Source organism: Streptomyces sp. NBC_01408, from assembly GCF_026340255.1.
Lineage (GTDB): Bacteria > Actinomycetota > Actinomycetes > Streptomycetales > Streptomycetaceae > Streptomyces.
In genome coordinates this window covers 2,323,767-2,350,378 of record NZ_JAPEPJ010000001.1, presented here as the reverse complement: position 1 = coordinate 2,350,378, position 26,612 = coordinate 2,323,767, and the positions used below count along the sequence as shown (strand labels likewise).

Genomic DNA, 26,612 nt, shown 5'->3' with positions numbered 1-26,612 from the left:
CGAGGGGTGCCGTTCCGGCACCCGGGTGCGGGCTGTCAGGCCCTGACCGGGAGGTGGAGCAGGCCGCGCAGGGCCGCGGTGGGCCGCCTCCGGACCGGGCCGGTCACCCGGAGGTCCGGGACCCGCTCGGCGAGCACGCGCAGGGCCACTTCGGCCTCCATGCGCGCCAGCGGGGCACCCACGCAGTAGTGGGCTCCGCTCAGGAAGGCCAGGTGCGAGCCCGCATCGGGCCTGGTGATGTCGAAGGTGCCCGGGTCGGAGAAGATCTCGGGGTCCCGGTTGGCGGCGCCGATGACCAGCATCAGCACGGTGTCCGGGAGCAGCGTCTCGTCCGCCACCTCGAACCGCTCCCGCACGACGCGGATCGAGTACTGGACCGGCGGGTCGTAGCGCAGCGACTCCTCCGCGGCGGCGGAGGCGAGACCGGGATCGGCGACGAGCTTCTCCCACTGCTCCGGGTTCTCCCTCAGTCGCAGGACCGCGTTGGAGACCAGGTTGGTGGTGGTCTCGAACCCTGCGGTGAGGAGCAGCTGGCAGGTGCCGACGATCTCCCGTTCGGGCAGCGCGTCCTCGCCCTGCGGCCGCAGCAGCTCGCTGACCAGGTCGTCGCCCGGCTCTGCACGGCGTTTGCGGACGAGTCCCGCGAACAGCGCGTCCAGTTCCCGGACCGCCGTACGGAACTCGTTGGCCTGGCGGGCGGAACGGACGCCGTCGATGGCCTTGCCCGTCACCAGCCCGTAGTGGGCGAAGAGTTCGACGTCGATGTCCGTGAGCCCGAGCAACTCGCTGATCACGGTGATGGGCAGGGGCGAGGCGTAGTCGGTGACGAGGTCGAAGTCGCCCTTGGCCAGGGCGGCGTCCAGCAGCCGGTTGGCCACCTCCTCGGTGCGCTGCCGGTACTCGACGATCTTGCGCGGCCGGAAGGCGGGCGCGACCAGTCGGCGCCACCGCATGTGGTCGGACACCTCTTCCTGCAGGAAGGAGGAGTCCGGTGCCGGGCCCTGGCCGTCAGGGGCGGTCACCCGTGCGGGTTCGTCGTTGCGCCGCCCGAACGCCGGGTCCCGCAGCACCTTGGTGCACAGTTCGTGCGAGGTGACGGCGTGCACTCCGGTGCGGCTGCGGTACACGGTGCCCTGGGTGCGCATCTGCTCGTAGAGCGGGTAGGGGTCGGCCAGGCGCTCGTGCAGCAGCAGCTTGCCGACGAGGTCGCCGCGCCGGGCCTTGGTCCAGACTCCGGCGCGCCTGAGCTGGATTCGTGTGTTGCGGCGCAGGTCCGTGGCAATCGACATGGGAACTCCCGGGCTGTGACGGTGCCGGATCTCCGGCGGGACGATGGCGATGGGGGGACGGGCGGGAAGGGGGCCCCGCCCGTCCCGGTCAGGGGCGGGGGGACGGCCGGCGAGCGGGGTACCCGGACCCGCGGCTCACCACTCCTGCTCCCCGTCCAGGTCGAAATCGAGTTCGAACTCGTCGATCTCGTCCTGACTGAGGTGCTTGACCGTCAGGTCCGACGGTGTAAGTCCCCGATCGCTCGCGGCATGGCGGACGAAGGTCTCCAGGGCCCGGGTCCACAGCTCCGCGAGCTTCTCGACCCGCTCGCGGGGGATGGCCGCGGAGGCCCAGCTCCAGTGGGCCATCAGGGCGGGGGCGCCCTCGTGGTCGGCGACCAGGGCCGTCAGGTCGAGCAGGTGCGACTGGGGCGCCTCGGGGTCCTGGTCGGCACCGGTCTCGTAGCCGGAGACCGGGGTGAACCGGCCGGCGTCCTCGCCCTCTTCGGTTCCGGATCCCGTGAAGCGCCCGAGGTAGTTGAACGCCAGCTGCGGCGCGGGGGAGGCGGCGATCTCCCGGCCCGCCACCGGGTTCAGGTGGCGCAGCAGCCCGTAGCCCGGCTTCCGCGCCGGCAGCGCGCGCAACTGCTCCTTGACGGTGTTGACAAGGCGGCCCGTGGCGGGACCGCCCGACCAGGCCTCGGCCCGGTCGGGGCCGGCCAGGTCCAGACGCACCGGGTGGGTCTGGGTGAACCAGCCGACGGTACGGGACAGGTCCGCGCCGGGTACGAGGTCCTCGTCGCGTCCGTGGCCCTCGACCTCGGCGACGACGGCGGAGGCGCCGTTCACGGAGGAGTCGGCGACGGCCCAGGCCAGGGCTGCCAGCAGGAGGTCCCGCGGTTCGCAGCGGTAGGCAGCCGGTGCCTGCGTCAGCAGGGCGGCGGTGGTCTCGGCGGACAGCAGCGTCCGTACGTGACCGGCGGTCCTCGTCAGGTCCGTCTCCGGGTCGAGCGTCCGGTCGGCGAGGGAGGCCGTCGGGGCCCGCAGGGCCCGCGCCCAAGCCGGCGCGTCGGCGACGAGCGAGGGGTCGCCCGCCAGTTCCGTCAGCCGGGTGGCCCAGAAGCGCACCGACGTGCCGACGGGCTGCAGCTCCACCCGGTCGCCCGCCAGGAGCGCCGCGCACGCCTCGGAGAGGTCGGGCAGCAGCACGCGCCAGGACACGGCGTCCACGGCGAGGTGGTGGACCACCAGCAGGAGCATGCCGTCCGCGCCGGGGCCCGCGTCGAAGAAGACGGCGCGCAGGACGGCGCCCCGCTCGGGGTCGATCCTCGCCCGGACCGCCTCGCCCTCCTCGGCGAGCACGGCCCGCAGGGGGCCCTCCTCCAGCCCGGTCACGTCCACCCGGTGCAGGCATTCCGACGCGTCGACGGATCCCCGCTCGCGTACGGACAGCTCCCACCGGCCGTCGTCCGTCGACAGTGTCAGGCGCAGGGCGTCGTGCCGGTCCAGGAGCGCGGCGAGCGCGTCGCGCAGCTGGGACGCGGTCAGGCCCGCCGGGGTCCGCACGAGGGTGGACTGGCTGAACCGGGTGAACGGTGCGCCGCTGTCGCGCAGCCAGGCCGCGATGGGGGTCAGCGGCACCGGGCCGGTGCCACTGCCCTCCGGTTCCGCGGCGGAGCCGCCGGCCGAGGTGACCGCGGCCGCCAGGCGGGCGGGCGTCTCGTGCTCGAACACCTGCCGCGGGGTGAGGACGAAGCCGGCCCGGCGGGCCCTGCCGACCAGCTCGATCGCCAGGATGCTGTCGCCGCCCACGTCGAAGAAGCCGTCGTCGACGCCCACCTCCGGCAGGCCCAGTACCTCGGCGAAGAAGGAGACGAACAGTTCCTCGTGGGACCCCGAGGCCGCGCGCGAGCCGGAGCCCGGGGCGAACCGCGGTGCGGGCAGCGCCTTCCGGTCGACCTTGCCGTTGGGTGTGGTGGGGATTTCGGGCACCACCAGCACGGCAGCCGGGACGAGGTGGCGCGGCAGGACGGTGGCCGCGTACGCGCGCACCTCGGCCGGGTCGAGGTCCACGCCCGGCAGCGCGACGACGTGGGTGACCAGCCGCGGCACGTCGCCGTCGGTGTGGAGTCCGGCGACGGCGGTGAGGACCCCGGGCGCGGCGGAGACCGCGGCGGCCACCTCCCCCGTCTCGATGCGCACACCGCGCAGCTTGACCTGCCCGTCGGCCCGCCCCAGGAACACCAGTTGGCCGTCACGGCGCCATCGGGCCAGGTCGCCTGTGCGGTAGGCGCGTTCTCCCGGTGCGCCGAAGGGCAGTGCGACGAACCGCTCCGCGGTGAGGGCGGGGCTGCCGAGGTAGCCGCGGGCGAGCCCGGCGCCGCTCACGTAGATCTCTCCCGGCACGCCGACGGGTACGGGGCGCAGCGCGGAGTCCAGGACGTGCACCCGGGTGTTCTGGACGGGCCGTCCGATCGGGACCTCGCCGTCGGAACCTACGGGGTCGGAGGCCGAGGTGACCACGGAGGACTCGGTCGGGCCGTAGGCGTTGACCATGCGGCGGCCGGGTGCCCAGCGCGCGACCAGCTCCGGTCCGCACGCCTCGCCGCCCACGACGAGCGTCGTCATCGAGGACAGCGCGCCCTCGGGGACCGTGGCGAGTGCGGCCGGCGGAACCAGGGCGTGGGTCACTTGGTGCGCGGCGACGACCTCGGCGAGCATCTCGCCCGCGAGGGGACCGGCCGGCGGGACCACGAGGGCCGCGCCCGCGGCGAACGCGGAGGTCACCTCCAGGACCATGGCGTCGAAGCCGGGAGCGGACAGCTGGAGGAACCTGCTGTCCGGGCGGACGCGGAAGCGTTCTCCTTCCTCCGCGGCCAGCGAGGCGAGTCCGGTGTGCGGGACGACGACGCCCTTGGGCACGCCCGTCGATCCCGAGGTGTAGATGAGGTAGGCGGCGTTGTCGTGGCGCAGCGGGCGCAGCCGGTCGGTGTCCGTGGGGGCCCGGTGCGGCCGGGTGGCCAGGTCCAGTTCGCCGACCACGAGGGCGGGGACGTCCCCGGCCCGGGCGAGGCCCGGCCGGTCCGTGAGCACCAGGACCGCGCCGCTGCCCTCCAGCACCGTGCTGACACGGGCGTCGGGGAGCAGGGGGTCGACCGGGGTGTACGCGGCACCCGCCTTGACCACGGCGAGCAGGCACACGACGAGCTCGGCGGACCGGGGCAGCAGCAGCGCAACGACGTCCTCGGTGCCCACCCCCGAGGCGATCAGCTCGTGTGCCAGGGCGTTGGCGCGGGCGTCGAGCTCGGCGTAGCCGAGTTCGGTGGTTCCTTCGACCAGGGCCGGCGCGTCCGGTGACCGCCGCACCTGTGCCTCGAAGATCTCGGGGAAGGTGGGGCTGCCGACGCCGGTCGCGGTGTCGTTCCACTCCTCCAGCACCTGGTGGCGCTCCTCCGCCGGCAGCACCTCGAGCCCGCCGATGGCACGGTCCGGGTCGGCCAGTGCGCTCTCCAGGACCTGCAGCAGGCGGGTGGTGAGGAGCCGGGCGGTCTCCGGGTCGAACAGGTCGAGGCTGTACTGGAGGGATCCGCTGCAGCCTCCCTCGGGAAGCTCGGCGAAGCCGAAGGCCAGGTCGAACTTGGCGGCGCCGGTGTCGACCGGGTGGGTCCGGGCGGTGAGCCCCGCGACCTGCGGCAGCGGCGTCGTGCTCAGCACGTCGGCGTTCTCCACCGACAGCGAGGTCTGGAAGAGGGGGTGGCGGGCGGCGGACCGCTCCGGATTGACGATCTCCACCAACCGCTCGAACGGCACGTCCTGATGCGCGAACGCCGCCAGATCAGCCGCACGCACCCGCCCCACCAGCTCACGGAACGACGGATCACCCGACACGTCCGTCCGCAACACCAGCGTATTGACGAAGAACCCGACCAACCCCTCCAACGCCGCATCACCACGACCCGCCACCGGCACACCCACCGGCACGTCATCACCACCGCCCAACCGCGACAGCAGCACACCCAACGCCGACTGCATCACCATGAACACCGTGGCACCGCACTCCCGCGCCAACGCCGCCACACCCGCATGCAACCCCGCCGGAACCACAAACTCCACACGCCCACCACGCTGCGAAGCCACCGCCGGACGCACCCGGTCCACCGGCAACGCCAACTCCACCGGCAGACCCGCCAAACCCTCACGCCAGAACTCCACCTGACGCGACAACGCACTGGACGGATCACCCTCCGAACCCAGCAACTCCCGCTGCCACACAGCAAAATCCGCATACTGCACCGGCAAAGGCCCCCACCCGGCAACCCCACCAGCACAACGCGCCGCAAAAGCCTCCGCAAAATCAGCAGCCAACGGCCCAACCGACCAGCCATCACCCGCAATGTGATGCATCACGATCAGCACCACATGCTCATCCACCCCCACCTCGAACAAGAACCCCCGCACCGGCAACTCACCCGACAGATCAAAACCCCGCCGCGCAGCAGCCGACAGCTCACCCTCCAGATCCCCCTCCGAAACCGAAGCAACCACCCACTCCGGAGACACCGAACCCGCATCCAGAACCACCTGGTACGGACCCTCCGCATCCTCCGCGAACACCGTCCGCAACACCTCATGACGCACCACCACGTCACCCAACGCCCCGAACAGAGCCCCACGGTCCAAACGCCCCGACAACCGCAGAGCCATCGGCACGTTGTACACCGCACCCGGCCCGTCCAACCGATGCAAGAACCACAACCGCCGCTGCGCAAACGACAACGGCAACCGCCCCGGCCGCACCACACCACCCGGACCCACACCCGAAGAACCCACCACACCCACACCCGAAGAACCCACCAGGGCGGAGACCCCGCGCGGAGTCGGTGCGTCGAAGAACTCCTTGAGGGAGACCGGGGAGTCGATGACGGTACGGATCCGGTTCAGCAGCCGAATCGCGGCCAGGGAGTGGCCGCCCAAGCCGAAGAAAGAGTCGAGGGGTCCCACCGCGTCCGCGCCGAGCACCTCGGCGAACAGCCCGCACAGGATCTCCTCGGTCGGCGTCAGCGGGCCGCGCACCGTGCCGGTCACCACGGCCGCGGTCTGCGGCTCGGGCTCCGCCGGGGAGGTGCGGACCAGTTCGCCGCCGTGGGTCCAGCGGCCGCGTTCGCCGCTGCGCGCGAGCCAGCGGCCGGGGGGCCCGTACGGGTCGGCGACCATGCCGGCCCCGGGGTGGCCGGCGGCCTCGTACACCTCGCCGTACACGCCGGTCGGCACCGGCTCCAGGTTCTCGTCCAGGACGTAGACCTGGCCGGCGCCCCACTCGTGCAGGACCCGGTCCCGCTCCGCGGCGTCCAGCAGGTCGATCCCGCGGACCCGCGTCTCCGGGTCGGCGACGACCGTCTCCAGCAGCCGCAGCAGGCGGGTGGTGAGGAGCCGGGCGGTCTCCGTGTCGAACAGGTCGAGGGCGTAGTCGAGGGTGCCGGTCATGCCGGCGGGCGCTCCGTCCGCCAAGGACTCCCCGAACTCGAAGTCGAGGTCGAACTTGGCGGAGCCGGTGTCGACGGACATCGGCTCGGCAGCCACGCCCGGCATCCGGGTGGTCACTTCGAGCGCTGCGATCTGGTCGGCGGTGTTGCAGGTCAGAGCGGTCTGGAAGAGGGGGTGGCGGGCGGCGGACCGCTCCGGATTGACGATCTCCACCAACCGCTCGAACGGCACGTCCTGATGCGCGAACGCCGCCAGATCAGCCGCACGCACCCGCCCCACCAGCTCACGGAACGACGGATCACCCGACACGTCCGTCCGCAACACCAGCGTATTGACGAAGAACCCGACCAACCCCTCCAACGCCGCATCACCACGACCCGCCACCGGCACACCCACCGGCACGTCATCACCACCGCCCAACCGCGACAGCAGCACACCCAACGCCGACTGCATCACCATGAACACCGTGGCACCGCACTCCCGCGCCAACGCCGCCACACCCGCATGCAACCCCGCCGGAACCACAAACTCCACACGCCCACCACGCTGCGAAGCCACCGCCGGACGCACCCGGTCCACCGGCAACGCCAACTCCACCGGCAGACCCGCCAGACCCTCACGCCAGAACTCCACCTGACGCGACAACGCACTGGACGGATCACCCTCCGAACCCAGCAACTCCCGCTGCCACACAGCAAAATCCGCATACTGCACCGGCAAAGGCCCCCACCCGACAGCCCCACCAGCACAACGCGCCGCAAAAGCCTCCGCAAAATCAGCAGCCAACGGCCCAACCGACCAGCCATCACCCGCAATGTGATGCATCACGATCAGCACCACATGCTCATCCACCCCCACCTCGAACAAGAACCCCCGCACCGGCAACTCACCCGACAGATCAAAACCCCGCCGCGCAGCAGCCGACAGCTCACCCTCCAGATCCCCCTCCGAAACCGAAGCAACCACCCACTCCGGAGACACCGAACCCGCATCCAGAACCACCTGGTACGGACCCTCCGCATCCTCCGCGAACACCGTCCGCAACACCTCATGACGCACCACCACGTCACCCAACGCCCCGAACAGAGCCCCACGGTCCAAACGCCCCGACAACCGCAGAGCCATCGGCACGTTGTACACCGCACCCGGCCCGTCCAACCGGTGCAAGAACCACAACCGCCGCTGCGCAAACGACAACGGCAACCGCCCCGGCCGCACCACACCACCCGGACCCACACCCGAAGAACCCACCACACCCACACCCGAAGAACCCACCAGCATGGCCAGTTCGGCGACGGTCGTGGCCTGGAAGACGTCGCGGACGGACAGCTCGGCGCCCAGCACGTCACGGACGCGGCTGACCAGACGGGTGGCGGTCAGGGAGTGGCCGCCCAGATCGAAGAAGCCGTCGTCGATGCCCACGGCGTCCACGCCGAGCACGTCGGCGAACAGCCCGCACAGGATCTCCTCGCGGGGGGTGCGCGGTCCCCGTCCGGCCTCGGCGGCCGCCGCCCTCGGCACCACGAGCGCCGCGCGGTCCAGCTTGCCGTTTCGGGTCAGCGGCAGGTCGTCGACACGGACGATCAGGGACGGCAGCAGGTGGGCCGGCACCCGCTCCGCGAGCGAGGCGCGCAGCTCCTGCGGGTCCGGATCGGCTCCCCGTTCGGCAACGAACAGGGCGACGAGCCGCTCGCCGTCCGTGGTGACGGCGCAGCGGGCGACGCCCGGTTCCGCGCCGAGGAACGCCTCCACCTCAGCGGGTTCCACGCGGAACCCGCGCACCTTCACCTGGTCGTCGGCGCGGCCGATGAATTCGAGCTGGCCGTCGGGCCGGCGCCGTACCAGGTCGCCGGTGCGGTACAGCCGGCCGCCGGACGGGCCCGCGACGAACCGCTCGGCGGTGAGGCCCGGGTTGCCCAGGTAGCCCCGGGCGAGGGAGGGCCCCGATACGTAGAGCTCGCCGGCGACGCCGACCGGTACCGGGCGCAGGGCGAAGTCCAGGACGTGGAGCACGGATCCCTCGAGGGGGCCGCCGATGGGCGGGGCCCCGGAGTCCGGCACCAGGGGCTGCGACATGGTCGCGCAGACCGTGCACTCGGTGGGGCCGTACGCGTTGATCAGCCGGCGTTCCGGCGCCCAGCGGCGTACCACCTCGGGGCCGCAGGCGTCGCCCGCGACGGTGATCACCGTGCCGGCGGGGACCGCGCCGTCGGGCAGGGCGGAGAGCACGGCGGGCGGCAGGGTCACGTGCGTGATGCCCCGGTCCGCCAGCAGGCCGATGAGCCCGGGTCCCGGCAGCAGGTCGTCCGCGCAGGCGTAGACCGCCGCCGCGCCGGAGAGCAGCGCGATCACCAGCTCGGACACCGAGGCGTCGAAGGTCGGCGAGGCGAATTGGAGCACCTTGCTGTCGCGCTTCACGGCGAAGCGCTCGATCTGGGCCGCGGCCAGCGCGGGCAGGCCGGCGTGAGTGACCACCACGGCCTTGGGGCGGCCCGTCGAACCCGAGGTGTGGATGGCGTACGCGGGGTGCGCGGACAGCAGCGGGGCGCCACGTTCCTCGTCCCGGATGTCGTCGTCCGCCAGGGTCGCGAGGGCGGCGAGGGTGTCGGGGTCGTCGAGGTGGACGCGCGGCGCTGCGTGGTCCGCCAGGCCGGCGGCCCGCGTGGTCACGATCAGCACCGGGGCGGTGTCGCCCAGCACCATGGCAATGCGCTCGGCCGGCTGGGCGGCGTCCACGGGCACCAGTGCGGCGCCGGACTTGGCCACGGCCAGGATGAGCACGGGCAGGTCGATCGAACGGGGCACTGCCGCGGCGACAAAGCGTTCGGGCCCTGCGCCGCGGGCCATCAGCAGGCGGGCGAGCCGGTTGGCGCGCGCGTTCAGTTCCGCGGCCGTCAGTACGGTGCCGTCGAACTCCGCCGCGGGGCGATCGGGCTCGGCGGCCGCCCGCCGCTCGAACAGCTCGTGCCAGAGGGCGCCCGCCTCGGCGGGCCGGCCGGCGGTGCCGTCACCGGCCGCCAGGTGGGCTTCCGCCGCGCTGAGCAGACCGGCGCGGGCGACGGGCAGCCCGGGGGTGGCGCTGATGTGGCGCAGGATGTTGGTGAAGCGTTCGGCGACGGCGGCGAGGCCTTCGTCGTCGAACAGGCCGGGGGCGCAGTCGAGGCGCAGGTGCAGGACGTCCTCGGGCAGTACGGCGAGGGCGAGCGGGAAGTGGGTGGAGTCGTAGCCGTCGGTGCCCGAGACCACCAGTCCCGGCACGACTTCGATCTCTCCCTCGCCGGCCGGGTAGTTCTCGACCACGGTGGCCGTGTCGAAGAGTTCGCCGTGCCCGGCGATCCGCTGGATCTCCGCCAGCCCCAGGTGCTCGTGCGCCAGCAGCGCGGACCGCTCCGCCTGCACCCGCACCACCAGGTCGCCCAACCCCTCCGCCGGATCCACCCGCACCCGCAGCGGAACCGTGTTGATGAACAGCCCCACCATCGACTCCACACCGTCCAGCTCCGCCGGACGACCCGAAACCGTCACACCGAACACCACGTCACCACGGCCCGCCAACCCGCTCAGCAGCACCGCCCACGCCGCCTGCACCACCGCACCCACCGTCACACCCCGCCCCCGCGCGAACGCCACCACCGCCGCGGAGGTCCCCGCGTCGACGACGGTCTCCAGACGGCGCGGAGCCTCGGCCGCGCCGTCGGTGGGCGGAGCGAGCAGCGTCGGTCCCGGCAGCCCGTCGAGGGCGGTACGCCAGGCCTGTTCGGCAGCCGTGCGGTCCTGGGCGGCGAGCCACCGCAGGTGGTCCCGGAAGGGCCGCACCGCGGGCAGCGCGCCCGCGTCGCCCGTCCGGTACAGCGTGAGGAGTTCCTGGCGCAGGACCGGCGTGGACCAGCCGTCCCACAGGACGTGGTGGTTGGTGATGACGAACCGCCAGGCGTCCTCGGCCAGGCGCAGCAGCAGACAGCGCAGCAAGGGGCCGCGGGCCGGGTCGAACGGGCGGATCCGGTCCGCCACGGCCCGGCGGTCCGCCTCGGCGCCCGGGTCCTCGCGGTCACGCAGGTCGGCCTCGGTCCAGGGCAGTTCGGCCTCGTACGGGACGACCTGGACCGGGCTCCGGACGCCGTCGAAGCGGAATCCGGCCCGCAGGTTCGGGTGGCGCTCCAGCAGGCCCGTCATGGCCCCGTACAGGCGGGCGGGGTCGAGGGAGCCCTTGAGTTCGAGGGCCACCTGCGCGTTGTAGACGTCCGGTCCGTCCTCGGCCAGGGCCCGGTGGAAGAGCAGCCCTTCCTGGAGCGGCGTCAGCGGCAGCACGGCTTCCGGGGCGGGGCCGTCCCCGGTCAGGTTCTCGAGTTCCCCGGGGGCCAGGGAGACGTCGGTGGTGTCCGTGGGGAGGGAGCGGGCCGGACCGGCGGCCGGCGGGGAGGAGGGGCGGCCGGAACCGTCACCGCCGCCGTCACCGCCGCCGTCACCTCCGTCGCGCGGGCCGTCGCCGCCGTCGGACGGACCCTCGGTGAGGGTGCGCAGCACCTCGGTCCACGCCGTGACGAGCTCGCTGACGTCCTCCTCGCCGAGGAGTTCACCGGCGCAGGACCAGGTGGCGCTGATCCGGGGCCCGGTGGCGTCCTCGGTGGCGACGGCGTCGAGCACCAGCACGTGGCTGAGCGGGGTGGCCGGGTCCTCGTCACCGACGCCGACGGACTCGGGGACGAAGCCGTCGGCGTCCGCGGGGACGCCGATCCGGCCGAGGTAGTTGAACATGATCTGCGGCGCCGTGGCGCGGGCCAGGACGGGAGCGGTCCGCGGGTTGAGGTGGCGCAGCAGGCCGTAGCCGACGCCGCCGTCCGGAACGGCGGCGATCGCCTCGGCCGTGTGGCGCAGCGCGGTCCGCCCGGCGTCGCGGGCGTCGGGGTCATCGGCCTTGACGCGCAGCGGGTGGATGCTGGTGAACCAGCCGACGGTGCGCGACAGGTCCGCGCCCTCGACGAGGTGCTCGGCCCGCCCGTGCCCCTCCAGGTCCACGAGGAGGCCCGATGCGTGGCGGTGTCCGCGTGCGGTGCGCCAGCGGCCGACCGCGACGGCCAGCGACGCCAGCATCACGTGATCGGGGTGGCCGCCGGCCAGGACGCCGCGCGTGAGGTCTGCGGGCAGTACGACCTCCCGGCGGCGGACCGTGGCGGCGACGTCGAGGGCGGGGTCCAGCGGCCGGATGCCCAGCAGCGGATCGGAGCCCTCCAGGACGGCCTTCCACAGCGGCAGCTCCGCGCGGCGCGCCGCCGCCTGGCCGGCCAGACCCTCGGCCCAGGTGCGCAGCGAGGTGGCCACCCGGGGCAGTCGCGGCCGGGCTCCCCCGGCGCGGGAACGGTAGGCCTCGGCCAGGTCGGACAGCAGGATCCGCCAGGAGACCCCGTCCACGGCGAGGTGGTGCACGGCCAGGACGAGGAGTCCCCGCCCGTCCGTGCCCGGTTCGACCAGGACGGCCTGGACGACGCTGCCCTTCTCGGGGGAGAGCCGCCCCGCGGCCAGGGCGGCGGCGGCCTCGGCGGCCCCGTCGCCGGCGGCCAGGTGTCCGAGGACCTCCTCGGCGCGCACCTCGCCGCGCGGGCGGACCACGGGGACCCAGCCGGCTTCGTCGGAGTCCAGGGTGAGCCGCAGCGCATCGTGGTGGTCGAGGAGGTCCTGGAAGGCCTCGGTCAGGTGGCGCGGCTCCAGTCCCGCCGGCATCCGGACGGAGATCGTCTGGGCATGGCCGTCCAGCGGGGCGCCGGACTCCGCGAACCTGACCATGACGGGTGTCAGCGGGATCTCGCCCACTCCGTCGTCGTTGGGCTCGGGCTCGGCGGCGGCGGCCGGCGCGGCGTGCGCGGCCAGGGCGGTGACGGTGCGGTGGTCGAAGACGTCCCGCGTCGTCAGGGTCAGTCCGGCGCGCCGGGCCCGTCCCACGAGTTGCATGGACAGGATGCTGTCGCCGCCGAGGGTGAAGAAGTCGTCCCCGGTCCCCACCTCCGGGACGCCGAGCACCTCGGCGAACAGGGACCCCAGCAGGGCCTCCTGTGCGGTGCGGGGAACGCTGCCGCCGGCGGGCGCCGAGTGCTCCGGAGCCGGCAGTGCCGTGCGGTCGAGCTTGCCGCTGCCGGTCAACGGGAGTTCGGGCAGGTCCACGACGACCGCGGGCACCAGGTGCTCGGGCAGCAGTCCGGCCAGGTGGGCGCGGAGGTCCGGGCCGCCGGGGGCCCGGCGCACGACGTATCCGACGAGACGCCGGTCACCGGGCCGGTCCTCGCGCACCACGACCGCGGCTGCGGCAACCGAGGGGTGGCTCGCCAGGGCGGCTTCCACCTCACCGGGCTCGATGCGGAAGCCCCGCAGCTTGACCTGCTGGTCGGCCCGGCCGACGAACTCGAGCCTGCCGTCCGGCCGGCGCCTGGCCAGGTCGCCGGTCCGGTACAGCCGGTCCCCGGGGGCGCCGGAGGGGTCGGCGACGAACCGTTCGGCGGTCTGGCCGGGCCTGTTCAGGTAACCGCGGGCCAGCTGGGGCCCCGCCACGTAGAGTTCGCCCACCGTGCCGGGCGCCGCCGGGCGCAGGGCGGTGTCGAGCAGGTGGATCCGGGTGTTGCCCAGCGGGCGGCCCAGGTGCGGGACGGTGCCGCTCTCGATCGTGGTGCCGGTGACGTCGACGGTGCACTCGGTGGGGCCGTAGAGATTCCACGCGGTGGAGCGGGAGGCGGCCAGGGTTTCCCAGGCGGTCGCCGAGACCGCTTCCCCTCCCAGGGCCACCACGGCGGGATGATGGCCCTCGCCCAGGAATCCCGCGTCCACGAGGCGGTCGAAGTAGGTGGGCGTGACCTGCACGTAGTCCAGCCGGGCCGAGTCGACCAGGGCGACGACGGCGTACGGGTCCTTCCGGGTCGCCTCGTCCAGTACGTGCAGCTCGTGTCCGGCGACCATCCACAGCAGCGGGTTCCACGCCGCGTCGAACGTCGCGGGGCTGAGGTGTCCGACCCTCAGGGTCCGCCCACGGCCGGTCGTGAACAGAGCCTGGACGTGGGCCGCGTAGAGGTCGGCGAGGCCCGCATGCGGGACCACGACGCCCTTGGGGGCGCCGGTCGAGCCCGAGGTGTACACGACGTACGCGGGGTGCTCGGGCCGGAGTGCGCGCGGCGCGGCCCTGCCCGTACGGCCTTCTGCGAGGGCCGTGGCGGTCCTCGGGTCGTCAAGGGCGATCACGCGGTCGTCCCGCAGCCCGCAGTCGGCGGCGACCGCGGAGGTGGTGACGACGGCCAGGGGGGCGACGTCGCGGAGGATCCCGGCGATGCGCTCGGCGGGCTGGGCGCGGTCGACGGGGACGTACGCCGCCCCGGACTTGAGCACGGCCAGGACCGCGGTGACCCAGTCCTCGGAGCGCGGCAGCAGGACGGCGACGAACCGCTCGGGCCCGGCCCCCGCTTCGACGAGCAGCCGGGCGAGCGCGTCGGCCCGCTCGTCCAGCTCGGCGAAGGTCAGCCGTCCCCGGTCGGTGACCAGGGCCACGGAGTCGGGGGTGGTGGCGGCCGTGGTCTCGAAGAGATCGATGACGGTTCCGGCCGGCACCTCGCCCGCGGTGTCGTTCCACTCCACGATCTGCTGCCTCTCCTTCGTTGCGGGAATTTCTGCCTTTGCGGCCGGTGTCCCGGGTGCCGAGGCGGTGAGCCGGACGATTCCGGCGAGCGCGTCGGCGACCGCGCGGGCCTCTTCGGGTCCGTAGGCGCCGGACGGGTACCGGAACTGGAAGGCCATCCGGGCTCCGGGTGCCACGGTGACGGTCACGGGGTAGTGGCCGGCGTTGCTGATCTCCGCCGGACCCAGCTCCAGTCCGCACGCGGCGGCCGTCCGGGCCAGCGCGTCGGCGTCCACCGGGTAGTTCTCGAAAACGGTCGTGGTGTCGAAGAGTTCGCCGTGCCCGGCGATTCGCTGGATCTCCGCCAGCCCCAGGTGCTCGTGCGCCAGCAGCGCGGACCGCTCCGCCTGCACCCGCACCACCAGGTCGCCCAACCCCTCCGCCGGATCCACCCGCACCCGCAGCGGAACCGTGTTGATGAACAGCCCCACCATCGACTCCACACCGTCCAGCTCCGCCGGACGACCCGAAACCGTCACACCGAACACCACGTCACCACGGCCCGCCAACCCACTCAGCAGCACCGCCCACGCCGCCTGCACCACCGCACCCACCGTCACACCCCGCCCCCGCGCGAACGCCACCACCGCCGCGGAGTCCTCCTCGGACAGTTCGGCGGTCGCCGCTCCGGGGTCGGCCGAGGTGTGACCGGGTACCAGGAGGGTCGGCCCGGGCAGTCCTTCGAGGGCGGTGCGCCAGGCCGGGACGGCCGCTTCCCTGTCCTGGGCGGCGAGCCACCGCAAGTGGTCCCGGAAGGGCCGCACCGCGGGCAGCGCCCCCGCGTCGCCCGTCCGGTACAGCTGCAGCAGGTCGTGGAAGAGGACCGGCATCGACCAGCCGTCGAGCAGAATGTGATGCAGCGTCAGAATGAGCCGGTACTGCTGCTCCCCCGTCCTCACCAGGGTGAACCTCAGCAGCGGCGGCGCACTCAGGTCGAAGCCCTGTGCGCGGTCCGCGCGGGCGGCCTCCTCGACGGCCGCCTCCCGGCCGGCCCGGTCCAGGCCGGTCGCGTCCCGGTAGGTCCACGGCACGGGCGCGACCGCGGGCAGGACCTGCACGGGCCGGTCGACGTCCTCGTGGCGGAACCCGGCCCGCAGGTTCGCGTGGCGTGCCAGCAGCGCCTCGGAGGCCGAGGCGAGCCGCTCCGCGTCGAGCCGCCCGGTCAGGTCCGCCGCGCACTGCACCACGTAGTCCTCGCCGAGGGATCCGTTGTGCACGTGGTGGAAGAGCAGCCCCTGCTGGAGCGGCGAGAGCGGCAGTACGTCCTCCAGGTCCGGATGCGCCTTCTGCAGGATGTCGAGGTCCGCCCGGGTGAGGCCCGGGGCGGAGACGTCCGCGGGGGTGAGCGCCGCTTCGTGGGCGGCGAGTTCGGCCAGGGCCCGGAACCACTCCTCGGCGAGGACGCGCGCCGACTCGGGGGTCAGCAGCTCACCCGCCCAGTTCCAGGTGGCGGCCAGCCGCGCCCCGTCCTGCCCGTCCAGGGTCACCGCGTCGAGGGTGACCGCGTGCGACAGCGGGGTGTCCGGGTCCTGCCCGTCCAGGTCGGCGCCCTCGTCGGCGGTCGACGTCCAGAAGCCCTCCTGGGCGGCACTGATCCGTCCCAGGTAGTTGAACCCGAAGTCGGGGCGGGCCAGAGCCGCCAGCCGGGGCCCGGACGAGGGGTTGAGGTGGCGCAGCATCCCGTGGCCGAGCCCCTGGTCGGGGACGGCCCGGACGCGTTCCTTCACCTCGCTGAGGACCTCGTCCAGGTCGAGCCCGGCCGGCAGCAGCACCGGGTACAGCGAGGTGAACCAGCCCACGGTGCGGGACAGGTCCGCGCCGGGTACCGCGGCCTCGGCCCTGCCGTGGCCCTCCACCTCGACCAGCACGCCCGGCCGGTCGCGGTCCCAGCGGGAGACCGCCAGGACCAGCCCGGCGAGCAGCAGCTCGCTCACGTCGCAGCGCAGCCGCGCCGTCGATTCCAGGACGCGTGCCGTGGTGTCCGGCGCCAGGGTCAGTTCCAGGCGTCCGGCACTGCGCAGGACGTCACGCGCGGGGTCGAGCGGACGCCCGCCCACGGGGCGGAGGTCCGCGTCCGCCCGCCGCAGCCACGGGCCGAGTTCCGCCTCGCGGGCGGGTTCCACCGCCGCCCGGTGCAGGCCCGTCGCCCAGGCCCGCAGGGACGTCGTCACCGGCGCGAGGGCGACGGGGCGCCCCTCGCGCACCGCCTGCCAGGCCTCGGCGAGGTCGGGCAGCAGGATGCGCCACGACACGCCGTCCACGGCGATGTGGTGGCCCACGAGCAGCAGTCGGCCGGGAGCGCTGCCGCGGTCCAGCCAGACGGCCTGGAAAACCTCGCCGTCCTCGGGGGCGAGCCGGGCCCGGGCCGCTTCGGCCTCCCGGGTGATCAGGTCGCGCAGCGAGGCGGCGCCGACGGCGTCGACGCGGCGCACCCGGGCAGCCGCGTCGACGGCGCCCGGGGCGAGCACCCGCATCTGCCACTGCGGTGCGGTCGTCAAGGAGAGCCGGAGTGCGTCGTGATGGTCGGTCAGGGCCGAGAGGGCGGCCGTCAGGTCCTCGAGGACCACACCGGGGGGTGTGGGCACGACGACCGACTGGTGGAACGTGGCGGTCGCGCCGCCCAGTTCCCGCCAGCGGTGGACGACCGGCGTCAGCGGGAGTTCCCCCGCGTCGGGGCCGCCCGTACCGGCCGGGGCCGCCGGGACGAGCGCGGCGAGCCCGGCCGGCGTCGGGTTCTCGAACACGTCCCTGGTCCTGAGGGCCAGTCCGGCCCGGCGTGCCGCGTTGACGAGCTGGATGGACAGGATGCTGTCTCCGCCGAGGTCGAAGAAGCCGTCGTCGGCGCTGACGGGGCCGCTGGACAGCACCTGCTCGAACAGCTCGCAGAGCTGCTGCTCACGGGCGTTGCGGGGCGCCCGTCCCCGCAGACCGTGGTTCTCGGGACGCGGCAGGGCGCGCCTGTCGACCTTGTCGTTCACGTTCAGCGGCATCGCGTCCAGCAGCATGCATGCGGAGGGCAGCAGGTAGGCGGGCAGGCGCTGGGCGAGCCAGTTCTGGAGTTCCGTACCGTCCACGGCGGCGCCCTGCTCGGGTACCGCGTACGCCACCAGCCGCCGGTCGCCCGGTACGTCCTCGCGCACGACGGCAACGCTCTGCGCGACCGCGGGGTGCTCGGCCAGCGCGCTCTCCACCTCGCCCAGCTCGATCCGGAAGCCCCGAAGCTTGACCAGGTCGTCCGTGCGGCCGAGGAACTCGACCGCTCCCTCGCGGTTCCACCGCACGCGGTCGCCCGTGCGGTACATCCTGTCTCCCCCGGGACCGGAGCGGTCCGACGGGTAGGGGCAGGCGACGAAGCGTTCCGCGGTGAGCGCGGCGCGGCCGTGGTAGCCACGGGCCAGGCCGCCCACGATGTACAGCTCTCCCGCGACACCGGCCGGGACCGGGCGCAGGAGGGTGTCCAGGACCAGGAGCCGCTTGCCGTCGAAGGGGGCGCCGATCGGTACGGGGCCCGCACCGGTGTGGGGGGCGCAGTCCCAGATCGCGGCGCCGACCGTGGCTTCGGTGGGGCCGTAGCCGTTGAGGATCCGGCGCCCCGGCAGCCAGCGTTCGACGAGCGCCGGCGGCAGTACGTCGCCGTTGAGGGTGAGGGTCACCCCCTCGGGCAGGCCGCCGTCGGGGAGGTTGGCGACGACGGCGGGCTGCACCGCGATGTGGGTCACGGAGGCCTCGCGCACGAAGTCGGCGAGGTCCTCGCCCAGGGGGGTCTCGCGGGGCGCGAGGACCAGGGTGGCGCCGGAGAGGAGCGCGCAGAAGGAGTCCCACAGCGAGGTGTCGAAGCTGGTCGACACCAGCTGGAGGACCCGGCAGCCCCGGCCGAGGCCGAGCTGCGCCCGCTGGAGGGCGGACAGGGCGGCGATGCCGGTGTGCGGGGTGACGACTCCCTTGGGCACTCCGGTGGAGCCGGAGGTGTAGATGACGTAGGCCGCGTGGTCGTGCCGCAGGGGGGCCGACCGGTCCGCGTCGGTGAGGTCGCCGGCCGGGAGGCCGCGGAGCGTCGTGGCGAGCCCGGGGTCGTCGAGGACCAGGCAGTCGGCGCCGGCTTCGATCAGTGAGGGAGCGAGCTCGCCCAGGGTGAGTACGGGGTGGGGTGCGGCGTCACCGAGCATGAAGCGGATGCGTTCGGCCGGGTAGGCCGGGTCGATGGGCAGGAACGCCGCTCCCGCCTTCGCCACGGCGAGCCAGGCCGTCACCCAGTCGGCCGACCGGGGCAGGGAGACTCCGACGAAGCGGTCGGGGCCGGCGCCGAGTGCGACGAGGTGGCGGGCCAGCCGGTTGGCCCGCTCGTTGAGCTCGCGGTAGGTGAGCGACTCCCCGCCGATGTCCTGCGCCACGGCGGTGGCGTCGGGGTGCCGGGCCACCTGTGCCTCGAAGAGGGCGGGCAGGGTCTCCGGGGCCGGACCGGGCGTACCGGCGCCCCAGTGGGACAGGATCGTGGTCCGCTCGTGCCCGCCGAGCACGTCGAGGGCGTCGAGCGGGGCATCGGGGTCCGCCGCCACCGCACCGATGACCCGGACCAGGCGTTCGGCGAGGGACCGTACGGTGACCTCGTCGAACAGGTCCGCGCGGTAGTCCAGTTCGCCCGAGAGGCCGCCGCCGCCGCCGGCGCCGTCGCCGTCGCCGTTCGCCGAGAGGGTGAAGCCGAGGTCGAACTTGGCGAGACCGCTCTCCACCTCCTGGACGGCGACGTCCAGTGCGCCGAAGCCCGCGAGGGAGTCCACGACGGCCTGGGCGGGTGCGTCGTCGAAGGTGAGCATCACCTGGAACAGCGGGTGACGGGACAGGGACCTGGCAGGGCGCAGCACCTCCACGAGCCGTTCGAAGGAGAGGTCGGCATGGGCGAGGGCCCGCAGATTGGTCTCGCGTCCCGCCGTCAGCAGGTCGCGGAAGGACCGGTGACCGGTGAGGTCGGTCCGCAGGACGACGGTGTTGACGAAGGCTCCGACGGTGCCGTGGTAGGCCTCGTCCGCCCGGTTGGCGACGGGTGCGCCGAGGGCGATGTCCGGTCCGGCGCCGAGCCGGGAGAGCAGGACCGCCACCGCGGCCTGGAGCGCCACGAAGGGGGTGGTGCCGCCGGCCGAGGCCAGTGCCCGCAGCTGCCGGTAGCTGTGCTCGGGTACGGCGAAGGCCACCTTGCCGCCCCGGTCGGACACCGCGGAGGTCCGCGGCCGGTCGAGCGGCAGCGCGGTCTCTTCCGGAAGGCCGGCCAGGGCCTCCCTCCAGTAAGCGAGTTGGCGCGCGGCGGCGCTGTCCGGGTCGTCCTCGCTGCCGAGCAGGCGGGACTGCGCGAGGGCGTAGTCCGCGTACTGAACCGCAGGCGCGGCCCAGACGGGAGCGCGGTGGATCCGGCGGGAGGCGAAGGCGTGCGCCAGGTCCCCCAGCAGCGGGGCGACGGACCATCCGTCGCCCGCGATGTGGTGGGCGACCAGCAGCAGGACGTGCTCGGTGGGGGCGCAGCGGAACAGCACCCCGCGGAAGGGGGGTTCGTCCCCGAGCGCGAAGGGGCGCGAAGCGGCCCGTTCCAGCCGGTCGTCGAGCTCCTCGGCGCTCAGGTCGACGACGGGGAGCGGGAACGGCAGCCCGTCGTGCGGGCGCACCGTCTGGTAGGGGCCCTCGGCGTCCTGGGCGAATTGCGTGCGCAGGATCTCGTGCCGGGCCACGACGTCGGACAGGGCGGCTGCCAGCGGTTGCGGGTCGAGGGCACCGGACAGCTTCAGCGCCATCGGCATGTTGTAGGTGGTGCGGGAGCTTTCGAGCTGGTGCAGGAACCACAGCCGGCGCTGGGCGTGCGACATGGGGATGCGCCCGGGCCGTTCGGACGGTGCGGCGGGGCCCGACTGCGCCGTCTCCGCGCGGGCCAGTACGAGGGCCAGCGCGGCCGGGGTGACCGCGTCGAAGAGGTCCCGCACGCTGAGCCGCAGACCGAGGACGGAACGGACCCGGCCCACCAGCCGGGTGGCGATCAGTGAGTGGCCGCCCAGTTCGAAGAAGCTCTCCTCGGGTCCGACGGCCTCCAGGCCGAGCACATCGGCGAACAGGGCGCACAGGGCCTCTTCGCGGTGGTCGCGCGGGGCGCGGCCGGCGGCCCGCGGCTCGGTGGCCGGGGCGGGCAGGGCCTTCAGGTCGAGCTTCCCGTTGGGCGACAGGGGCAGGTCCGGGACGAGCTGGACGGCCTGCGGCACGGCGTAGCGCGGCAGCGCACCCAGCGCGTGGGCGCGCAGCTCCGCGGGGCTCGTCGTGGCGCCCTCCCGTACGACGACGTAGGCGACCAGGCGGTCGTCGCGGACCGTGACGCCGGCCCGGGCCACGGCCGGGTGCTCGCCGAGGACCGCCTCGACCTCGCCCGGTTCGACGCGGAACCCGCGGACATTGATCTGGTTGTCGGAGCGGCCGAGGTATTCGACGAGGCCGTCGGCGCGGCGGCGTACGAGGTCGCCCGTCCGGTAGGCGCGCGCGCCCGGCACCCCGAAGGGAGTGGCGACGAAGCGCTCGGCGGTGAGGTCGGGACGGCCCAGGTACCCGCGGGCGAGCCCTTCGCCCGTGAGGTAGAGCTCCCCCGGCACGCCGTCCGGGACCGGGCGGAGCGCATCGTCCAGCACATGGGCGCCGGTGGCGCGCACGGGGCGTCCGATCATCGGCCGGGCCGTGTCGGCGAGGTCGGCCGCCAGGGCGTCGACCGTGAACTCGGTGGGGCCGTAGATGTTGTGCGCCTCCAGCCCAGGCGTCTCCCTGAGCCGGGTCCACAGCCGCTCGCCCGCCGCCTCACCCCCGAGCATCAGGACGGAGGGGGTCACCGGGCCGTCCAGGAGCCCCTCTTCCAGGAGGATCTCGGCGTAGGACGGGGTGACGTCGAGCACGTCGGCGCCGGTCGCGCGCAGGTGGCGGACCACGGCCGCGGCATCCCGGCGCGTGTCGTCCCCGAGCAGGTGCAGCTCGTGCCCGGCCAGCATCCAGATGAGCCCCTCCCACGAGGTGTCGAAGGAGAGCGGGGCGGTCAGCAGGAAGCGCATCGGGCGGCCGAGGTGGCCGCGCACGTGGGGACCCGCGAGCGCCTGGTGGTGCTGGGCGATCAGGTTGCGTACGCCGCGGTGCTCGATGACGACGCCCTTGGGCCGTCCGGTGGAGCCGGAGGTGTACAGCAGGTAGGCGGCGTCGGCCGGGGTCAGCGGGCGGCGCCGGTCGGCGTCGGTGACGGCTCCGTCGGGCCGTGCGTCGACGGCCGCCCGGGTGGCGGGGTCCGCCAGGTCCAGGACCGGTGTGCCACCGGTGTCCGGGGCGGCGCCGGCGGTGAGGACGAGCACCGGGGCGGCCTCGCCCAGCAGGCGCTCGACGCGGCCGGCGGGCAGGTCGGCTTCCATGGGCAGGTAGGCGGCGCCGGACTTCAGTACGGCGAGCAGGGCGACGACCAGCTCGGCGCGGCGGGGCAGCAGCAGACCGACGACGGCACCGGGGCCCGCGCCCAGGGCGATCAGGTGACGCGCGAGGCGGTTCACCCGAGCGTCCAGGGCGGCGAAGGTCACCGGGGCCTCGCCCTCGGCCACGAGTGCGACGGCGTCGGGGGTGCGGGCGGCCTGCCGCTCCAGCAGCTCCCCTACGTTGGAGTCCAGCGGCTCGTGGGCGGTGTTGTCGCCCGCGGCCAGGGCGCGCAGCCGTTCTGCCGGGCCGAGCAGGTCGAGCCGGCCGAGGGCCAGGGACGGCGTGTCGGCGAAGGCGGTGAGCACCGCGGCCGCCCGCCGGGCGATGACCTCCGCCGCGGGGGTCGCGGCGGGGTCCGTACGCCGCTCCAGCTGGAGGACGAGCTCCTCGCCCAGGAGCACGGTCAGGGTGAGCGGGTAGTGCGTGGTGTCGCGGAAGTCCGTCGCGGTGATGCGGACGCCCGCGGCGTCGGCGGCGTCGGACAGCTCGCGCTGGCCGGCGGGCTGGTTCTCCACCACGACCAGGGTGTCGAAGAGCTGTTCCAGGCCCGCTGCCCGCTGGATGTCGGCGAGGCCGAGGTGGTGGTGCTCCTGGAGGGCTCCCTGCTCGGCCTGGAGCCGGGCCGCAAGTGCGCCCAGCTCCTGCCGGGGGGTCCACCCGGTCCGGACGGGAACGGTGTTGGCGAAGAGGCCCAGCATGTCCTCGTGGCCGTCGAGTTCGGCGGGGCGGCCCGCGACCGTGACTCCGAAGACCACGTCGCTGCGGCCGGTGAGGCCGCCGAGGACCAGCGCCCACGCCGCTTGGACGACCGACGCGAGGGTCACCCCGGCGGCTCGGGCCCGCCGCTCCAGACGGTCGGTGGCGGCCGGGTCCAGACGGATCTCCGCCACCTCGGGCGCATGTTGGACGCCCTGGGTTCCCGGGGCGACCAGGGAGGGCTCCACAGGCCCGGCGAGTGCCCGGCGCCACGCTCCGACGGCCGCCTCCCGGTCCCGCGCGCCCAGCAGCCGCAGGTGTTCGCTGAACGGCACCGGCCGGGCGGGCTCCCGGTCCGGGTCGCCGCCCGCCGCGTACAGGTGCAGCAGTTCCCGCACCAGCACGGGCAGCGACCAGCCGTCGAGCAGCAGGTGGTGGTAGGTCAGGACCAGCCGGTGGCGGTCGTCGGCCAGGGTGACGAGCCGCAGCCGCAGCAGCGGGGCGGTCGACGGGTCGAACGGCGCCGAACGGTCCTCCGCGGCCGCGTCGGCGGCGACCCGCTCGCGGTCCTGCGGGCCGAGGGCGCTCACATCGCTGTGGTGCCAGGGAACGGGCACCTCGGGGGCGCAGAAGGCGACCGGGTTGGTCAGGCCCTCGTGGAGGAAGGCCGCGCGGAGGTTTGCGTGGCGGTGCAGCAGCCGGCCCAGCGCGGTGCGCATCCGTCCGGGGTCCAGCTCGCCCTCCAGGTCCAGGGCACTCTGCACCACGTAGGCGTCGGGGCCGTCGAGCAGCCCGAGGTAGAGCAAGCCCTCCTGGAGCGGTGTGACCGGCAGGATCTCGCCTTCACCCCGCTCCGCGCGCAGCGCTGCGCTCTCCTCGTCGGACAGGCCGGGGCGCAGCTCGGCCCCGACGGGCGCGGCGGACGGGCCGTCGGCGTCGAGGGTCGCGGCGATCGCGGCCGGCGTACGGTGCTCGAAGACGGCCCGGGCGGTGAGGACCATTCCGGCCTTGCGGGCGCGTCCGACGAGGCGCAGGGCCTTGATGCTGTCTCCGCCGAGGTCGGTGAAGCCGTCCTCGGCGGTCACCGCGTCGACGTCGAGGACCTCGGCGAAGAGCGCGCACAGCGCCGTCTCCGTCGGGCCGACCGGGGCACGGCCCGTCCCGGAGGTGAACCGGGGTGCGGGCAGGGCGCCCCGGTCGGTCTTGCCGCTGGGCGTGAGCGGGAGGGCGTCGAGGAGCACGACGGCCGCGGGCACCGCGTGGTCGGGGAGTACGGAGGCGACGTGGCGCCGTACCTCGGCGGGGTCCGCGGCGGCGGTCGCCGACGTGACGTAGCCGACCAGCCTGAGTGCGCCGTCGGTGTCCTCGCGGACGGTGGCCGCCGCCCCGGTGACGCCGGGGGCTCCGCGCAGGGCGGCCTCGACCTCGGCGAGCTCGATGCGGTTGCCCCGCACCTTGACCTGGGAGTCGGTACGGCCCACGTAGGAGAACGTCCCGTCGGGGCGCATCCGTACGCGGTCCCCGGTGCGGTACGTGCGCGCCCCTCCCGGGGCGGCGACGAACTGTGCGGCGGTCAGGTCCGGACGGCCGAGGTAGCCCCGGGCGAGGCCCGCTCCCGAGAGGTGGAGCTCTCCCGCGCCGTCGGCGCGGACCGGCCGCAGCAGGTCGTCGAGGACCGTCGCCGTGGTGTGGTGGATCGGGCTGCCGAGCCGGACGTCCGCACCGGCGCAAACGTGGGCGAGGCTGTCGCCACTGGCTTCGGACGATCCGTAGAGGTTGAGCAGCGTCGCGTCCGGGGCGGCCTCGGCGAAGCGGGCGGACAGGGCCTCCGGGAGGGCCTCGCCGCTACTCACCCACAGTGCGCAGGTGTTGATCAGGTGGGCCCTGTCGCTGTCGAGCAGGGCGGACAGGAGGCTCGGCACCAGGCCGACGCGGCCCACCCGGTGCCGTTCGACCAGGGTGAGCACGTCCTCGGCGGCGGCGAGGGAGGTGTCCCCCGCCAGCACCAGGGGCGCTCCGAACAGCAGGGCTCCGAACGTCTCGGTGGTGCCGTCGATGAAGCTCAGCGAGGTCTTGCCGAGGACGGACCGGCCCGGCGGCAGGGGGTGGGCGTCGGCGAACCAGCGGACGCGGTTGAGCGCACCGCCGTGCAGGCCGACGACGCCCTTGGGGCGTCCGGTGGAGCCGGAGGTGTGGATCACGTACGCGGCCGAGTCGGCGGTGACGACGGGGCGTTCGGGGCCGGTCAGGTCGGCCGGGGAGGCCGCGGCCAGCGCGTGCAGGACCTCGGGGTCGTCCAGGACCAGGGCGCGGGGGGAGCCGGGCGGGAGCGCCTCGGCGAGTGCGGCGCTGGTGAGGACGACGGCGGGCCGGGCGTCGGCCAGGACGTGGGAGGTCCGGCCGGCCGGGTAGGCGGGGTCGAGCGGCAGGTAGGCGGCCCCCGCCTTGAGCACGGCGAGCAGAGCCGTCATCTGGTCGGCGGAGCGCGGCAGGTAGAGGCCGACGAGGTCTTCGGTCCCCACGCCCGAGGAGCGCAGCAGGCGGGCCAGCCGGTTGGCGTCGGCGTTCAGTTCGCCGGCCGTGGTGGTGGCGGTGCCGTGGACCAGCGCGACGCCGTCGGGCGCCTGCGCGGCGCGTTCCTCGAAGGCTTCGGTGAGCGTGGCGGCGGCGCCGGGCGCGGGCGGAAGGGCGGCGCCGTGCACCGGAGCGGTCCGGATGCCCGCGGTCCGGACGTCGAGGGAGCCGATCCGGCGGCCGAGATCGGCGGCCGCGTACCGGAAGTGGTGGGTGAGGCCCTCGCGCAGTTCGGTCAGGACCGGCTCGGTGTACTCCTCGGTGTTGCCGTGCAGGGACATGGCCAGGCCGTCGGCGTTCCCGTAGATGTTCACGCTCAGTCCGCGGACCGGCCCGGTGGAGAGCTGGTCGGTGACCGCGTGCGCCTCGCCGAACCGCAGGGGCCGGTCGAAGGCCATGACGTTGAGCAGCATGCCGCCGAAGCCGGCGCCGCCTCCGGAACGGCCGAGTTCGTGGTGCAGGTCCTCGCCGCGGAAGCGCTGGTGGCGCAGGAGCGAGCCGACGGAGCGCCGCACCTCGCCGACGAGTTCCCCGAGTGTGGTCCAGCGGGTGACCCGCAGGCGCAGCGGCAGTTCGTTGGCGAACATGCCGGGGGTGCTGAGCGCGGTACGGCCCAGGCGGGCGGCCACCGGCAGGCCGACGACCACCTCGTCCTCGCCCGTGACGGCCCGGCGGTGTGCCACGGCCAGCGCGATGGCCATGGCCGTCCACGGCACCCCGGCCTGCCGCGCCGCCTCCAGCAGGGGGCGGCTCTGGGCGTGGTCCAGCCTGCCCTGACTGCGCGAGGGTGCCACGGCCACGCCCTGCGGACGGTCCAGGGGCACGGTCAGGCCGGCCATCGTCTCGCGCCAGTGGCGCCGGTCGCGTTCGCGCGTCGTGGAGGTCTCGTACGCGAGGTCCTGCTCGACCAGGTCTGCGAGGGCGCCGGCCGCCGAGGACGGTACGGGCGCCCCCGCCGCCAGGGCCGTGTAGACCTCGGCGATCCGCGCGGTGTGCAGGCTCTGGCCGAACCCGTCGAGCAGGGCGTGGTGGTAGCCCAGGTAGAGCCGTGACCGGTCCGGGCCGAGGAGCAGGAGGGTGTGGGTGACGAGGGGGTCCGGCCCGAGCATCGCCGATGCCCGGGCGAGCCGTGCCGCCGCCCAGGCGTCGGCGGCCACGGCCGGATCCTCGTGCCCGCGGAAGTCGACGAGGTCCAGGCTGCGTTCGGCCGTCACCTCGCCGGGGGGCAGGACGTGCTGCGTCAGCCGGTGGTCATGCTCGGTGAACCGCACACGAAGGACTTCGGCGTCGTCCACCGCCCGGGCGACGGCCCGGGCGAGCAGCTCGGGGTCGACGGGGCCCGTCAGTTCGAGTACGGCCCCGCATTGGAAGCCGGAGGCGTCCCCGTCCAGCTCCTCGGCGACGCGGACGCCGCGCTGGGCGGCCGTCGCGGGCAGGGGGGCGATGGCGGTGCGGCGACTGTTCAC

General features: G+C 74.2%; 2 protein-coding genes. Both read right to left on the bottom strand.

The features are described 5' to 3' along the window. Positions 1 to 35: 35 nt before the first annotated feature. Entirely contained in the window at positions 36 to 1,289 is a 1,254-nt protein-coding gene (locus OG447_RS10870) for a cytochrome P450 (RefSeq protein WP_266936281.1), read from the bottom strand. A gap of 135 nt (positions 1,290 to 1,424) precedes the next feature. Beyond that, on the bottom strand, positions 1,425 to 26,612 hold the full coding sequence (locus tag OG447_RS10865; protein WP_266936280.1) for a non-ribosomal peptide synthase/polyketide synthase: 25,188 nt from the start codon (positions 26,610 to 26,612) through the stop codon (positions 1,425 to 1,427).

Coding starts and splice junctions, on each gene's coding strand:
- OG447_RS10870 (WP_266936281.1), bottom strand. CDS start 1,289: ATGTCGATTGCCACGGACCTGCGCCGCAACACACGAATCCAGCTCAGG.